Raw genomic sequence first — 14379 nt, 5'->3', positions numbered from 1 at the left:
CGGGGCGTCAGCCCGCCATCGAGCGCTGCATCTTCACCGACTGCAGGATCCCGATGCCGATCCAGATCGCGAACATCGACGAGCCGCCGTAGCTGACGAACGGCAGCGGGATACCGGCGACCGGCATGATGCCGAGGGTCATCCCGATGTTCTCGAAGCCCTGGAAGGCGAACCAGGTGACCACGCCGGCGGAGAGCACCGTGCTGTAGAGGTCGGGCGCCTCGCGGGCGATGCGGAAGCCGCGCCAGATGATGATGCCCAGCAGCACGATGATCAGCATGCCGCCGACGAAGCCCAACTCCTCACCGGCGACGGTGAAGACGAAGTCGGTCTGCTGCTCCGGCACGAACTGGCCCGTGGTCTGGGTGCCGTGGAAGAGGCCCTGCCCGGTCAGGCCGCCGGAACCGATGGCGATACGGGCCTGCGCGGTGTTGTAGCCGACGCCCGACGGGTCGAGGGTCGGGTCGGCGAAGGCCGCGAAGCGCGCGATCTGGTACTGCTTCAGCAGGTGCAGCTGGACGACCGCGAAGGCGCCCAGCGCACCGCCGGCGGTCAGCCCGAGCAGCCAGCGGCCGGGCGCGCCGGAGGCGAGCAGCAGGCCGAGGATGATGACGACCATGACCATGGTCGAGCCCAGGTCCGGCATCATCATGACGATCGCTATCGGGACCATGGCCAGGCTCAGCGCCCGCAGGATCGAGCGGCCGTCGGGCTGTTGCAGCTCGCCCGCGTCGACGCGTGCCGACAGTATCGTCGCCACGATCAGTATGATCGCGATCTTGCAGAACTCGGACGGCTGCACGGAGAAGCCGCCGCCGAGCACGATCCACGAGTGCGCGCCGTTGACGGTCGAGCCCAGCGGGCTGAGTACGGCCAGCACGCCGAGGATCGACAGGCCGTAGATGAACGGCACTGCGGTGCGCAGCCGGTGGTGGCCGAGCAGCACGACACCGACGCAGAGCGCCACGCCGATGCCCGTGTTGAGCAGGTGGCGGACCAGGAAGTACTGCGGGTCGCCCTGGTTGATGTCGCTGCGGTCGCGGGTGGCCGACCAGACCAGCAGCGAGCCGACGCCCGAGAGCGCCAGCGCCGCCAGCACCAGTGGCCAGTCCATCCGCCGCAGCGGCGAGTCGCGCTCGACCAGCCGCCGCACGCCCTCCTTGCGCGGGGTGTAGCGCGGCGCGGTCCAACTCGTGCTGCTCAGGCCTCCCATCCGTCCGCCCTCCGCTCGGGCGCCAGCGCCGCGACGTCGAGGGCGGGCAGGAGCGGCGCCTTGGAGCCGGTGGCCGGGAGGACCGCCGGGACCGCCGGGGTGACGTAGCCCGGCTGGCCGGGGACGGTGCCGTTCAGGGTGGCGCCGTTCGGCAGCGTGTAGGAGACCGGGCTGGTGACCGTGCCGTCCGGATGGAAGGACGGCAGCTGGGTGTCACCCGCCGGGGTGATCGCCTTGCTCGGGTCGATCGTGTTGTTCGCCTGGATGCCGTAGAGCGCGTTGTAGATGTTGCGCACGGCCGGACCGGCGCCGCCCGACCCGGTACCACCCTGGGAGATCGTCATCACGATCGCGTAGTCCTTGGTGTACGTGTCGAACCAGGACGTGGTCTGCTTGCCGACGACCTCGGCGGTACCGGTCTTGGCGTGCAGCTGGATCTTGTCCTGCGGCCAGCCCTGGAACTTCCACGCCGCCGTACCGCTGGTGACGACGTTGGCGGTGGCCTGGTCGATGTAGGAGATCATCTGCGGGGTGTCCGGCAGATGGCCCTGGACGACCGGCTTGATCTGCTGCACGACCTTGCCGCCCGGAGACACTATGGCCTTGGCCAGCTGCGGCTGGTAGATCGTGCCGCCGTTGGCCAGCGCCGAGTAGATGCGGGCCATCTGGATCGGGGTGACCAGCGTGTCACCCTGGCCGATCGCGTAGTTGACCTCGTCACCGGCTCGCAGCGTGGCGAAGTCGGCGCAGTCCTCGGTGGCGACCGCCTTGAGGTACGGATCGGTCTCGGTCTTGGCCTGCTGGCACCAGATGCCCTTCATCTCGTCGTAGTACGTCTGGTGCCAGGCGCGGTCCGGGACTCGGCCGGTGACCTCGCCCGGCAGGTCGATGCCGGTGGTCGTGCCGAGGCCGAACTGGTGGGCGGTCTTGTACAGCCAGTCCTTGGGGTTGGTCGGCTTGGTGCCGCCGTCCTTCAGCCACTGCTGGTAGGCGATGTTGTAGAAGACCGTGTCGCAGGAGACCTCGAGCGCCTTCGAGAGGTTGATCATGCCGTAGTTCTCGCCCTCGAAGTTCTTGAACACCCGGCCGCCGATGGTCATCGACGAGGTGCAGGGGAACGTCGAGTCGAAGCCGTAGCCCGCGTTGAGCGCGCCGGTGGTGCTTATCACCTTGAACGTCGAGCCGGGTGCGCTCTGGCCCTGGATCGCCCGGTTCAGCAGCGGGAAGTCGGAGCTCGTGCTGTTCAGCGCCGCGTAGTCGGCAGCGGAGATGCCGCCGGTCCAGATGTTGGGGTTGTAGGTCGGAGCGCTGGCCATCGCGACGATCTGGCCGGTGTGGACGTTCTCCACCACGACCGCACCCGAGTCGGCCTTGAAGTACTCGTTGCTGACCGGGTCCCAGGTCTTGCGCAGGGTCAGCAGGGCCTGGTTGAGCTGCTGCTCGGCGATCCCCTGGATCCGGGCGTCGATGCTGGTGACCACGTCGTCGCCGGGGACGGCGGGGGTGCCGCCGGCGGTGCCCTGGACCCGGCCGAGGTTGTCGACCTCCAGGTTGGTGGCGCCGTCGGTGCCGCGCAGCGCCTTGTCGTACTGGTACTCGAGTCCGGCGCGGCCCGCGGTGTCGGAGGGCGCGAGCGTGGACTTACCGCTGGCGTCGGTGGCGGCGTTGATCTCGTCCTGGGTCACCGGGGAGAGATAACCCAGTATCTGCGCCGCGTTGGCGCCGTCCGGACCCGGGTAGTAGCGGACCGCGGTCGGGCTGGCGGTGACGCCGGGGAAGTCCTCCTGGCGCTCCATGATCTGCATGGCCTGCTGCGTGGTCGCCGTCTCGGTGACCGGGATCGGCTGGTACGGCGAGCCGTTCCAGCACGGGGCGGGCGTCTGCGCGTCGCAGAGCCGGACCCTGTCGTGCATCTGCTGGTAGGTCATGCCGAGCACCTGGCCGAGCCGGGTCAGCACGGCGACGCCGCCGTCCTTCTGCTGCATCAGCACGGTACGACTGACGGTGACCACCAGCTTGGTGGTGTTGTCGGCCAGCGGCACGCCCATGTCGTCGAGGATCTCGCCGCGCACCGCGGGGTCGACGACGGTGCGGATGTGGTTGGACGAGGCCTGCGCCACGTAGGACGCGCCGTCGCGGATCTGCAGGAACCAGAGCCGCCCGCCCAGGGTGCCGAGCATCGAGAGGACCAGCACCTGGAGCACCAGCAGGCGGCCGGTGACTCTCCGGGTCCGACCCGTCTCCGGGATGTTCCCCACGAGTTCCCCTCCTTACTTCTGCCTGGCTGCCGCCGTGTCCCGCGCGGGAGGGCGACGGTGTCTCAGTTCTCGGCGGCGCTCACTTGGCGCCGCTCTTGGCGGTGCGGCTGAACCTGCTGCCGCTGCCGCTCTTGGCGGACTTGGACGACGGGTTGCCGAAGCCGGGCACCGTGCCCAGGCCGGCCGCGCCGCCGGTACGCGTACCGCGGTCGCCGAAGAAGGTGCCGCGGCGGTTGACGCCGATGCGGCGCGGCTTCGGCGTCCCGCCGCGGCTCTGCCCGTCGGCCGTCGGGTCGCTGACGGTGCGCCGGGCCAGCGCCATGACGGCGGGGACGACGAACGGGGCCAGCAGCACGTCGTAGACGACCGAGGAGATCAGCAGGCCGGTGAGGCCCACGTGCCGGGCGGCGGTGTCGCCGACCAGCGCGCCGACGCCCGCGTAGAGCACGGTCGCGCCGAACGCGGCGACCGCGACGACCGCCAACGGGCGGGTGACCGAGCGCAGGTGGCCGGTCTCCGGTCGCATCAGCCCGGCGGCGTAGCCGACCAGGCAGAGCACCAGCGCGTAGCGGCCGACCGCGTGGTCGGACGGCGGCGCGAGGTCCGCGAAGAGCCCGGCGAAGAAGCCGACCAGGCAGCCGGTGACGTGGCCGTAGACCAGCGCCAGACCGATCACGACGAGCAGCAGCAGGTCCGGCACCGCGCCGGGCAGGCCGAGCCGGGCCAGGATGCTGACCTGGACGACGACCGCGAGCACCACGAGGGCCGCGGAGAGCAGGGCGCGTTGGAACCACATGGCGTCAGTTCTTCTTCCCGGCGTGAGCGGACGTGGTCGCAGACGGGGCAGGCGCGGACGGGGTCGGGGCCGGCGCGGGCGGAGCCTGCTTGGGCGGCAGCACCGCGTACCGCGGGTCGGTGGGGGGCGGCTGGACCACAACGCCGACCAGGTCGAGCGTGGTGAAGCTGACGAACGGCTGGACCAGCACGGTCTTGGTCAGCTCACCGGGGGTGTTGACGATCTGGGTGACCCTCCCGACCGGGACGCCCGGCACGAAGGGCTTGTCGTCCTCCGAGCCGAAGCTGACCAGCCGGTCGCCGACCTTGACGTTGGCATGGCCGTTGAGCAGCTCGACGCGCATCGGGGCGTCGCCCTCGCCGGTGGCGAAGCCGACCTCGCCGCTGCCCTCCATCCGGGTGCCGACGGTGAAGCGCGGGTCGTCGGCCAGCAGCACGGTGGAGGTGGTGGGCGCGACCGTGGTGACCCGGCCGACCAGGCCGTCGCCGTCGATGACGGTCATGTCGCGCTGGATGCCGTCGTTGCTGCCGATGTCGATCGTGATGGTCCAGGAGAAGTCCTGGCTCGCTCCTATGGCGACGACCTGGGCGGCCTTGATGGTGTACTGACCCGCGCCGGCCTCGCCGAGCAGCTTGGTCATCTCGCCGTTCCGGCCCTTGACCTCGTCGGAGGAGGTCAACTGCTGCTTGAGCAGCTGGTTCTGCTGCTCGAGCGCCCGGATCCGGTCACCCTGGCTGCCGGAGTCGCGCAGCGAGTGGAGACCGTCGGCGATCGGCCGGACCAGCCCGGAGACGCCGCTCTCGACGGGTCCGAAGACCGACGCCGCGGCGGACCGCGGACCGTTCAGCGGTGAGTCGTCACCGCCGCGGATGTCCACGGTGATCAGTGCGAAGGCGACCGCCACCAGCAGGATCAGCAGAAGCCGGCTCTCTCGTGTGTCCCTCACGACTCTCGGCAGGGCCCTTCAGTTCTTCGTGCTCAGTGGCTGGAGATGAAGAAGAGGTGCTGACGCGTCGTCAGCGGCGCGGCTGGGCGTCCAGGACCTGCTGGAGCGCCTCGAACTCCTCGACGCACTTGCCGGAGCCGAGTGCGACGGAGTCCAGCGGGTTCTCCGCGATGAGCACCGGCATGCCGGTCTCACGGCGCAGTCGCTCGTCCAGGTTGCGCAGCAGCGCGCCGCCCCCAGTGAGAACGATGCCGCGGTCCATGATGTCACCGGCGAGTTCCGGCGGGCACTGGTCCAGTGTCGTCTTGACGGCGTCGATGATGGTGGAGACCGGCTCCTCGATCGCCTCGCGCACCTCGGCGGCCGAGATCACCACGGTCTTGGGGAGCCCGCTGACCAGGTCGCGGCCGCGGATCTCGCTGTGCTCCTCCTTGTCCCCCTCGGTGGGGTAGGCGGAGCCGATGGTCATCTTGATCTGCTCGGCGGAGCGCTCACCCAGGAGGAGCGAGTACTCCTTCTTGATGTGCTGGATGATCGCGTTGTCGAGCTCGTCGCCGGCCACCCGGATGGACTGCGCGGTGACGATGCCGCCGAGCGAGATGACGGCGACCTCGGTGGTGCCGCCGCCGATGTCAACGACCATGTTGCCGGTGGCCTCGTGGACCGGCAGCCCGGCGCCGATCGCCGCCGCCATCGGCTCCTCGATGATGTGCACCTGGCGCGCACCGGCCTGGGCCGACGCCTCGATCACCGCGCGGCGCTCGACCCCGGTGATGCCGCTGGGCACGCAGACCACGACCCGCGGACGGGCCAGGTAGCGGCGGCGGTGGATCTTCAGAATGAAGTACCGCAGCATCCGCTCGGTGATCTCGAAGTCGGCGATGACGCCGTCCTTGAGCGGACGGATGGCCACGATGTTGCCGGGCGTGCGCCCGATCATCTTCTTGGCCTCGGCTCCGACGGCGAGGATCCCACCGGTGTTGGTGTTGACCGCCACCACCGACGGTTCGTTGAGGACGATCCCTCGACCCCTGACGTACACCAGCGTGTTGGCCGTGCCGAGGTCGACAGCCATGTCACGACCAATGAACGACATGTTGTTCGCCATGGGGATGAGGGGCCTTCCCGAGCTCGCGGATGAGGGGGCGACGGCGGCACATGGCCGGGCGGATACGCCGACTCACGGGCCATCAGCTAGTGCTACTGCGACCATGAACGAAGCTGCCGTCGAGCAGTCACCATGGTAGCGACGGGACCTTTGTCGCCATTGTCCGTGCAGACGATCGGATATCCCGCCATTGGGACGCCGTGTGTCGAAGTTCGGTTCCGGATGGCTCAAGCAAGTGCCGTACGGATCCGGTGAAGAAGCTGTGCGGTGAGAAAAGTCGAATGTGCCTGGGGCTCAGGCGTGTCGCGGAAAGAAGATCTTGATCTCGCGCTCGGCGGAGTTCTCCGAGTCGGAGGCGTGGATCAGGTTCTCGCGGGTGATGGTCGCGAAGTCGCCCCGGATCGTGCCCGGGCCGGCCTCCAGCGGGTTGGTCTTGCCGGCGAGCAGTCGGATGCCCTCGATGACGCTCTCGCCCTCGACGATCATCGCGACGGACGGGCCGGACGACATGAACTCCATCAGCGGCGCGTAGAACGGCTTGCCGACGTGCTCGGCGTAGTGCTGCTCCAGGGTGGCCGCGTCCAGGGTGCGCAGCTCCATGGCCGCGATCCGCCAGTTCGCCTTGCGCTCGATCCGGGAGACGATCTCGCCGACCAGACCACGGGCCACGGCGTCGGGCTTGAGCAGGACCAGGGTGCGCTGGGACGACGAGGACATGGGACGGCTCCCTGGGTTGCGATGTGATGATCGACACGAACACTACCCGAGCGGTGTGTGATCTTCCGCAGCGGGACTGCCTGTTCCGAGGCTGGGCCGTGACGACGGTTCGACCGGGCAGAGCGGAGGGAAAATCACCCGGCAGAGTGGCCGGTCCCGTCGTGCGTGCGCCTGAATGCAGGGGTGTGCTAGGCGGTTGCGCTCTGGGCCGCCGGGGCCGCCTGGTCCGCTTGGGCCTCGCGGGCGGCCTTGATCGTGTCGATCTTGCGGCCGTAGTGCACGGAGCACCACCACAAGCCCGCGAAGATCACGCCGAGTGCGTACATCATCCCCACAATCGCCCCACTGGCGATCAACGCGATCTGCAGCGCCCACCCGACGGTCACCGCGCCCTTGCGGTTCAGCGCCCCGCAGAGCAGGACGCAGAGCGCCATGGCCGCGCCCGAGACGGACCACAGCGTGCCGCTGGACACATCCGACAGATGCATGGCGACGAGCGCGGCGAAGCCGATGACCATGGCTTCGCTGATGAGGGTGGTGGAGCAGAGCGTACGCACGCGGCAAGCTTAATCGCCGGTCCTGAACGCCTTGCAGCCGGGGAGGTAGCAGCTACCTCAGGGGCGCGGGGAACTGCGCGAGCAACCACCGGCATGCGGATGGCCCTGCTCGTTCGGCCTGCCACCCTGCGTGGGTGGCTTGTCGCGCAGTTCCTCGCGCCCCTGACAGTGCAACCACCGGCGGCAGCCACAGCCCCCGCGCCCTGGATAGTGCAACTACTTGCCGAGCAAGAGGCGGGCCTCGCCGATGGTGATGATGGAGCCGGTGATGAGGACGCCCGCGCCGCCGAGGTCGCCCTCCTCCTCGGCGAGGGTCACCGCGGCGTCGATCGCGTCGTCGAGGCGGGGCTCGACGTGGACGCGGTCGGGGCCGAAGACCTCGACCGCCAGCTCGGTCAGGCGGTCGACGTCCAGCGCGCGATGGGTCGAGTTCCGGGTGACCACGATCTCCGCCAGGACCGGCTCCAGCGCCTCCAGAACGCCGGTGACGTCCTTGTCGCCGCTCGGCGAGAAGACGCCGACCAGGCGGGTGAAGGCGAAGGCTTCGCCGATCGCCTCCGCCGTGGACCGGGCCCCGGCCGGGTTGTGGGCGGCGTCGAGGACGATCGTCGGGCTGCGCCGGACGACCTCCAGCCGGCCGGGCGAGCTGACGTCGACGAACGCGGCGCGGACCTTGTCGATGTCGAGCGGCTGGTCGTGCGCCGCCCCGACGCCGAAGAAGCCCTCGACCGCGGCCAGGGCCAGCGCGGCGTTCTGCGCCTGGTGCGCACCGTGGAGGGGGAGGAAGACCTCCTCGTACTCGTGCCCGCCGATCCCGCGAAGCGTGACCAACTGGCCACCGACCGCGACGTCACGGCGCACCACGCCGAACTCCATGCCCTCGCGGGCGACCGTCGCGTCGATCTCGACCGCGCGACGGAGGATCACCTCGGCGGCGTCCAGCGGCTGCTGGGCGACGACGGCCAGGCCGCCCTTCTTGATGATCCCGGACTTCTCCCCCGCGATCGCCGCGGTGGTGTCACCGAGCTTGTCGGTGTGGTCGAGGGCGATCGGCGTGATCACGGAGACGACCGCGTCGATCACGTTGGTCGCGTCCCAGGTACCCCCTATCCCGACCTCGATGACCGCCGCGTCGACCGGGGCGTCCGCGAAGCAGGCGTAGGCCATCGCGGTGACGACCTCGAAGAAGGACATCGGGTTGGGCTGCTGCGCGTCGACCATGGCGACGTACGGCTTGATGTCCTCGTAGGTCTGGACGAAGAGCTCGGGGCTGATCGGCTGGCCGTCGAGGGAGATGCGCTCGGTGATCGACTCGACGTGCGGGCTGGTGTAGCGGCCGGTGCGCAGCTCGAAGGTGCGCAGCAGCTGCTCGATCATGCGAGCGGTACTGGTCTTGCCATTGGTCCCGGTGATGTGGATGGACGGGTAGGACAGCTGGGGCTGGCCCAGGATGTCCATCAGTGCCTTGATCCGCTCCAGGGACGGGTCGATCTTGGTCTCAGGCCACTTGGCCACCAGTTCCGCGGTTACCGCGGTCAGCTCAGTGTCGCTCACGTCGCAAGTCTACGGAGCGAACGAAGGACCTTGGTCCCTAGTCGTTTGACGGTTGTCTTATGCAAAGTGGGCCAGATGTCCACAGTCATCGACAACGCACCGTATACGGCATTTCACCGGCGTCTTGCGCTGGCCTGCTCAGGCGGGCCACTGCTCGACGGCTACATCCTCAGCATCGTCGGCGTCGCCGTCACCGGCATGCAGCCCGAGCTCGGACTCAGCACGGCGGCCGTCAGCCTGATCGGGGCCTCCGCCCTGATCGGGATGTTCGTGGGGGGCGCAGTCTTCGGGGTGCTGACGGACAAGATCGGCCGCGAGGTGATGTACACCGCCGACCTGCTGGTCATGGTGGTCTGCTCCGTACTCTCGTTCTGGGCGGACCAGGTCTGGCTCATCGTCGCGCTCCGCTTCGTGCTGGGCATGGCGGTCGCAGCCGACTATCCGATCGCCACCTCACTCCTGGCGGAGTGGCTGCCCATCAAGGAACGCGGCAGGCTGCTCGGCAAGCAGATCGTCGCCTGGTACGCGGGCTCCGTGCTGGCGTACGTCGTCGGCTACTTCTTCCAGCAGTTCGGCGGCAACGGCAGCTGGCGCTGGATGCTGGCGAGCTCGGCCGTCCTCTGTCTCTTCTTCCTGGTCATCCGGCGCGGCTCGCCCGAGTCCCCCCTCTGGCTGGCCCAGCACGGGCGCGGCGAGGAGGCCGTCGCCGTGGTCCGCAAGCACCTCGGCCGCGAGGTCACCGTCGCCGAGCTGACGTCCGGTGGGACGGACGAGGCGACGGGTGACGCGACGGGCGAGCGGATCGGCGCAGGCTCGCTGCGGGTCCTGTTCAGCCCCGCCTACCGTCGCCGGACGCTCTTCTGCGGCCTGTTCTTCCTGTGCCAGGTGGCGCCGCTCTTCGCGATGCTGACCTTCGGCCCGGCCATCCTGGGCTCCTTCGGCCTGCCCGGCGGCACCGTGATGGACACCCTCGGCACCGGGCTGATCAGCCTGGTCTTCCTGGTCGGCTGCTACCCGGCGCTGCGCGCCATCGACACGCGCGGCCGGCGGCCCACGATCATCCTGTCCTTCGCTCTGATGATCGTCCCGCTGGTCTTCCTGGGCGTCTGGCCCACCGCCCCGGCGGCGCTGGCGCTGATCGCGCTGTGCTCGTACGCGTTCCTCTGCGGCGGTCCGAACGTGCTGGACTGGACGTATCCGAACGAGCTGTTCCCCACTCAGGTGCGGGCGACTGCCGTCGGTTTCGCGACGTCGGTGAGCCGGATCGGCGCGGCCGTCGGTACGTACCTGCTCCCGCTCTCCCTCAGCGGGCTGGGCATCGGCCCGACCATGCTGATGGCTGCCGCCTTGACCGCCGTGGGCCTGCTGGTCTGCGTGCTGTGGGCGGAGGAGACGAAGGGCGTCGGCCTACAGACGTCGTCCCAGACCCCGGCTGAGCCGGAACTAGTCAACGCGTAAGTAGTTGCACTACCTCAAGGGGCACGGGGAACTGCGCGAGCAACCACCCTGTGCGAATGGCCCTGCTCGCTGAGCGACTCACCACACTGGGTGGCTTGTCGCGCCCACGCGGCGGAGCCGCACATCAGCAGAGCCCCGCGCCCCTAGATAGTGCAACCACCTGCGGCAGCACAAGCACCGCTAGGTGCTGCAACTAGCCCTGGGGAAGCGCCGCCAGCTGGGCGGTCAAGCGCTCGATGTCCTCGCCCGCCTTCGTCAGGCGCCCACGGATCTTCTCCACCGCCGCCGGGGCCGCCTTCGCCACGAAGGCCTCGTTCGACAGCTTCGCGGTCGCCTGCGCCAGCTCCTTCTCCGCTGCGGCGAGGTCCTTGCCGAGCCGCTTGCGCTCGGCCTCGACGTCGATCGCGCCGGAGAGGTCCAGCGCGACCGTCGCGCCCGCGATCGGGAGGGTGGCCGTCGCGTGGAAGCCGTCCTCCGCCGGGGTGAGGCGGGCCAGGGAGCGGAGCGCGCCCTCGTGGGCGACCAGCGGGGTGCCGGCCAACTCCAGCTTGGCTGCCACCTTCTGGCCCGGCTTGAGACCCTGGTCGGCGCGGAAGCGGCGGACCTCGGTGATGACCTGCTGCAGCAGCTCGATCTCCTTCTCCGCCGTCGTGTCGCGGAAGCCGCTGTCGGACGGCCACTCCGCCACAACCACCGACTCCCCGCCGGTCAGCGTCGTCCAGAGCGTCTCCGTCACGAACGGCGTGATCGGGTGGAGCAGACGCAGCGTCACGTCCAGCACCTCGCCGAGCACGCGACGCGTCGCGTCCGCCGCCGGGCCGCCCTCGGCCAGCGTGGACTTGGTGAGCTCGACGTACCAGTCGAAGACCTCGTCCCAGGCGAAGTGGAACAGCGCGTCCGTCAGCTTGGCGAACTGGTAGTCGTCGTAGAGCGCGTCCACCTCGGCGACGGTGGTGTTCAGCCGCGACAGGATCCAGCGGTCCGCCGCGCTCAGCTGCTCCGCGGCCGGGAGCGGGCCCTCGACCGTCGCGCCGTTCATCAGCGCGAAGCGGGTGGCGTTCCAGACCTTGTTGCAGAAGTTGCGCGAGCCCTGGACCCAGTCCTCGCCGATCGGCACGTCCGTGCCGGGGTTGGCGCCGCGCGCCAGCGTGAAGCGGAGCGCGTCCGCGCCGTAGGCGTCCATCCAGTCCAGCGGGTTGACCGCGTTGCCGAAGGACTTCGACATCTTCTTGCCGAACTGGTCGCGGACCATGCCGTGCAGGGCGATGGTGTGGAACGGCGGGGTGCCGTCCATCGCGTAGAGGCCGAACATCATCATCCGGGCGACCCAGAAGAAGAGGATGTCGTACCCGGTGACCAGCACGGACGTCGGGAAGAACTTCTCCAGCGTGGGGGTCTGCTCGGGCCAGCCCAGCGTCGAGAAGGGCCACAGGCCGGAGGAGAACCAGGTGTCGAGGACGTCGGTGTCCTGGTGCCAGCCCTCGCCCGTCGGGGCCTCGTCGTTCGGGCCGACGCAGACGACCTCGCCGTTGGGGCCGTACCAGACCGGGATCCGGTGGCCCCACCACAGCTGACGCGAGATGCACCAGTCGTGCAGGTTGTCGACCCAGGCGAAGTAGCGGGACTCCATCTCCTTCGGGTGGATCTGGACGCTGCCGTCGCGGACCGCGTCACCCGCGGCCTTGGCCAGCGGGGCGACCTTGACCCACCACTGCATGGAGAGGCGCGGCTCGATGGTGGTCTTGCAGCGCGAGCAGTGGCCGACGCTGTGGGTGTAGGGGCGCTTCTCGGCGACGATCCGGCCCTCGGCGCGCAGCGCGCCGACGATCGCGGAGCGGGCCTCGAAGCGGTCCAGGCCGAGGAACGGGCCGTGGACCGTGATCACGCCGTGCTCGTCGAGGACCGCGATGGACGGCAGGCTGTGGCGCTGGCCGATCTCGAAGTCGTTCGGGTCGTGCGCGGGCGTCACCTTCACGGCGCCGGTGCCGAACTCCGGGTCGACGTGGACGTCGGCGACGATCGGGATCCGACGGCCCGTCAGCGGCAGCTCGATCTCGGTGCCGACCATGTGCCTGTAGCGCTCGTCGTCCGGGTGGACGGCCACGGCGGTGTCGCCGAGCATCGTCTCGGCACGCGTGGTGGCGACGACGATGCTGTTCTCGCCCTCGCCGTAGCGGATGGAGACGAGCTCGCCGTCGTCCTCCTGGTACTCCACCTCGATGTCGGAGATCGCGGTGAGGCAGCGCGGGCACCAGTTGATGATGCGCTCGGCGCGGTAGATCAGCTCGTCGTCGTAGAGCCGCTTGAAGATGGTCTGGACGGCCTGCGAGAGGCCCTCGTCCATGGTGAAGCGCTCACGCGACCAGTCCACGCCGTCGCCGAGGCGGCGCATCTGACCGCTGATCTGGCCGCCGGACTCGGCCTTCCACTGCCAGACGCGGTCGACGAAGGCCTCCCGGCCCAGGTCGTGGCGGGACTTGCCCTCCTTGGCGAGCTCGCGCTCGACCACGTTCTGGGTGGCGATACCGGCGTGGTCCATGCCGGGCTGCCAGAGCACCTCGTAGCCCTGCATCCGCTTACGGCGGGTCAGCGAGTCGATGATGGTGTGCTCGAAGGCGTGGCCCAGGTGCAGCGAGCCGGTGACGTTCGGCGGCGGGATGACGATGGTGTACGGCGGCTTCTCGCTCTTCTCGTCCGCCGCGAAGTAACCGCGCTCTACCCAGCGCTCGTAGAGCGGCCCCTCTACCTCGGCCGGCGTGTACTGCGTCGGCAACGTTTCGAGGGCGCTTTCGTCCCCGGTCTGGGCGGGGCGCTGGTTCATGTCGGTCACGACGGCAAGTTTAGGGGGCTGCCGAGCCTGGTCACGAACCGCTGGGAGGTAACGGAGAGCCTCGTTCGTGCGCCGTGGTCCGACCCGTCACACTGGTGTGCTGACATTGGTCGGCCGGCGGGCACAGCCGTGGCGGCACAACGGTGAGGAGCAAAGGTGAGCGAGGACCCGGGCGCGGCGCGTCGGGCGCGGATGGATGCGTTGCGCGCCCAGGAGGCGGCCAGGGCACAGCGGCAGAAGCTGCTGATCTTCGGTGGCGGGGGCCTGGTGGTCCTGGTCGTCGTCGGTCTGGTGCTGTGGCTGACCCTGGGCAACTCGTCCAGCAGCAAGAGCAGCACGGCGAGTGCCGCCAGCAGCGCCGGGTTCTGCGGGAACGTCGCCGCAGGCAGCCCGAACAACAAGCAGTGGCCGAACCCGCCTGCGCTGAGCATCGACACCAAGGCGACGTACACCGCCACCCTGAAGACCTCCTGCGGCGACATCGGCGTCAAGCTGGATGCGCAGCACGCGCCGCAGACGGTCAACAGCTTCGTCTTCCTGGCGCAGCAGGGCTTCTTCGACCACACCAAGTGCCACCGGCTGACGACGGCCGGCATCTACGTGCTGCAGTGCGGCGACCCGACCGGCACCGGCACGGGCGGCCCCGGCTACAAGTTCAACGACGAGTACCTGAGCGACCCGGCGATCCAGGGCGGCACGTACCCGGCGGGCACGCTGGCCATGGCCAACTCCGGTCCGAACACCAACGGTTCGCAGTTCTTCCTGGTCTACAAGGACAGCCAGCTGTCGGCGAACTACACGCCGTTCGGCACCATCACCAGCGGGCTGGACATCCTCGACCACGTCGGCGCCGACGGCAGCGACAACTCCAACGGCCAGGGCGACGGTCATCCCAACGACAACGTCGTGATCAACAGCGTTACGGCGGTCAAGCAGTAACAG

11 protein-coding genes are annotated in these 14379 nt (G+C 69.3%); 2 read left to right on the top strand and 9 right to left on the bottom strand.

Going from position 1 to position 14379, the window contains the following annotated elements; all coding sequences use genetic code 11:
* Positions 1 to 7 precede the first annotated feature (7 nt).
* From rodA to ABH928_RS07340, 8 genes are all read right to left on the bottom strand, one after another.
* A complete protein-coding gene (gene rodA, locus ABH928_RS07375; protein ID WP_370063358.1) occupies positions 8 to 1213 on the bottom strand; it encodes a rod shape-determining protein RodA in 1206 nt (401 codons plus the stop codon).
* Entirely contained in the window at positions 1201 to 3471 is a 2271-nt protein-coding gene (gene mrdA, locus ABH928_RS07370; RefSeq protein WP_370063356.1) for a penicillin-binding protein 2, read from the bottom strand. Before mrdA ends, rodA begins: the two co-directional genes overlap by 13 nt.
* Positions 3472 to 3550: 79 nt before the next feature.
* Positions 3551 to 4267, bottom strand: coding sequence for a rod shape-determining protein MreD (mreD, locus tag ABH928_RS07365; protein WP_370063354.1), 717 nt, complete (start codon positions 4265 to 4267; stop codon positions 3551 to 3553).
* A gap of 4 nt (positions 4268 to 4271) precedes the next feature.
* Positions 4272 to 5213: a rod shape-determining protein MreC gene (mreC, locus tag ABH928_RS07360; RefSeq protein ID WP_370063352.1), complete on the bottom strand. Its 942-nt coding sequence runs from the start codon at positions 5211 to 5213 to the stop codon at positions 4272 to 4274.
* 70 nt (positions 5214 to 5283) lie between these two features.
* Positions 5284 to 6309: a rod shape-determining protein gene (locus tag ABH928_RS07355; protein ID WP_370063798.1), complete on the bottom strand. Its 1026-nt coding sequence runs from the start codon at positions 6307 to 6309 to the stop codon at positions 5284 to 5286.
* A 306-nt stretch (positions 6310 to 6615) separates the two neighbouring features.
* Positions 6616 to 7038 carry a nucleoside-diphosphate kinase gene (gene ndk / locus ABH928_RS07350; RefSeq protein WP_370063350.1) on the bottom strand — a complete coding sequence of 141 codons (423 nt, stop codon included), beginning with the start codon at positions 7036 to 7038 and terminating at the stop codon, positions 6616 to 6618.
* A 188-nt stretch (positions 7039 to 7226) separates the two neighbouring features.
* Positions 7227 to 7595, bottom strand: coding sequence for a DUF4233 domain-containing protein (locus ABH928_RS07345; RefSeq protein WP_370063348.1), 369 nt, complete (start codon positions 7593 to 7595; stop codon positions 7227 to 7229).
* Positions 7596 to 7811: 216 nt separating this feature from the next.
* On the bottom strand, positions 7812 to 9149 hold the full coding sequence (locus ABH928_RS07340) for a folylpolyglutamate synthase/dihydrofolate synthase family protein (RefSeq protein WP_370063346.1): 1338 nt from the start codon (positions 9147 to 9149) through the stop codon (positions 7812 to 7814).
* A 75-nt stretch (positions 9150 to 9224) separates the two neighbouring features.
* Between ABH928_RS07340 and ABH928_RS07335 the strand changes: the two genes are divergently transcribed.
* Positions 9225 to 10607: an MFS transporter gene (locus ABH928_RS07335; protein ID WP_370063344.1), complete on the top strand. Its 1383-nt coding sequence runs from the start codon at positions 9225 to 9227 to the stop codon at positions 10605 to 10607.
* Positions 10608 to 10800: 193 nt separating this feature from the next.
* Here ABH928_RS07335 and ABH928_RS07330 read toward each other — a convergent pair whose 3' ends face one another.
* The gene (locus tag ABH928_RS07330; RefSeq protein ID WP_370063795.1) at positions 10801 to 13428 is read right to left on the bottom strand and encodes a valine--tRNA ligase; all 2628 of its coding nucleotides are present in this window, start codon (positions 13426 to 13428) and stop codon (positions 10801 to 10803) included.
* Positions 13429 to 13593: 165 nt separating this feature from the next.
* On the opposite strand from ABH928_RS07330, the gene ABH928_RS07325 reads away from it, so the two are divergent.
* On the top strand, positions 13594 to 14376 hold the full coding sequence (locus ABH928_RS07325) for a peptidylprolyl isomerase (RefSeq protein ID WP_370063342.1): 783 nt from the start codon (positions 13594 to 13596) through the stop codon (positions 14374 to 14376).
* Positions 14377 to 14379 lie beyond the last annotated feature (3 nt).

The organism is Streptacidiphilus sp. MAP5-3 (genome assembly GCF_041262505.1).
Classification (GTDB): Bacteria; Actinomycetota; Actinomycetes; order Streptomycetales; family Streptomycetaceae; genus Streptacidiphilus.
This window is presented reverse-complemented; position numbering and strand designations above follow the sequence as displayed.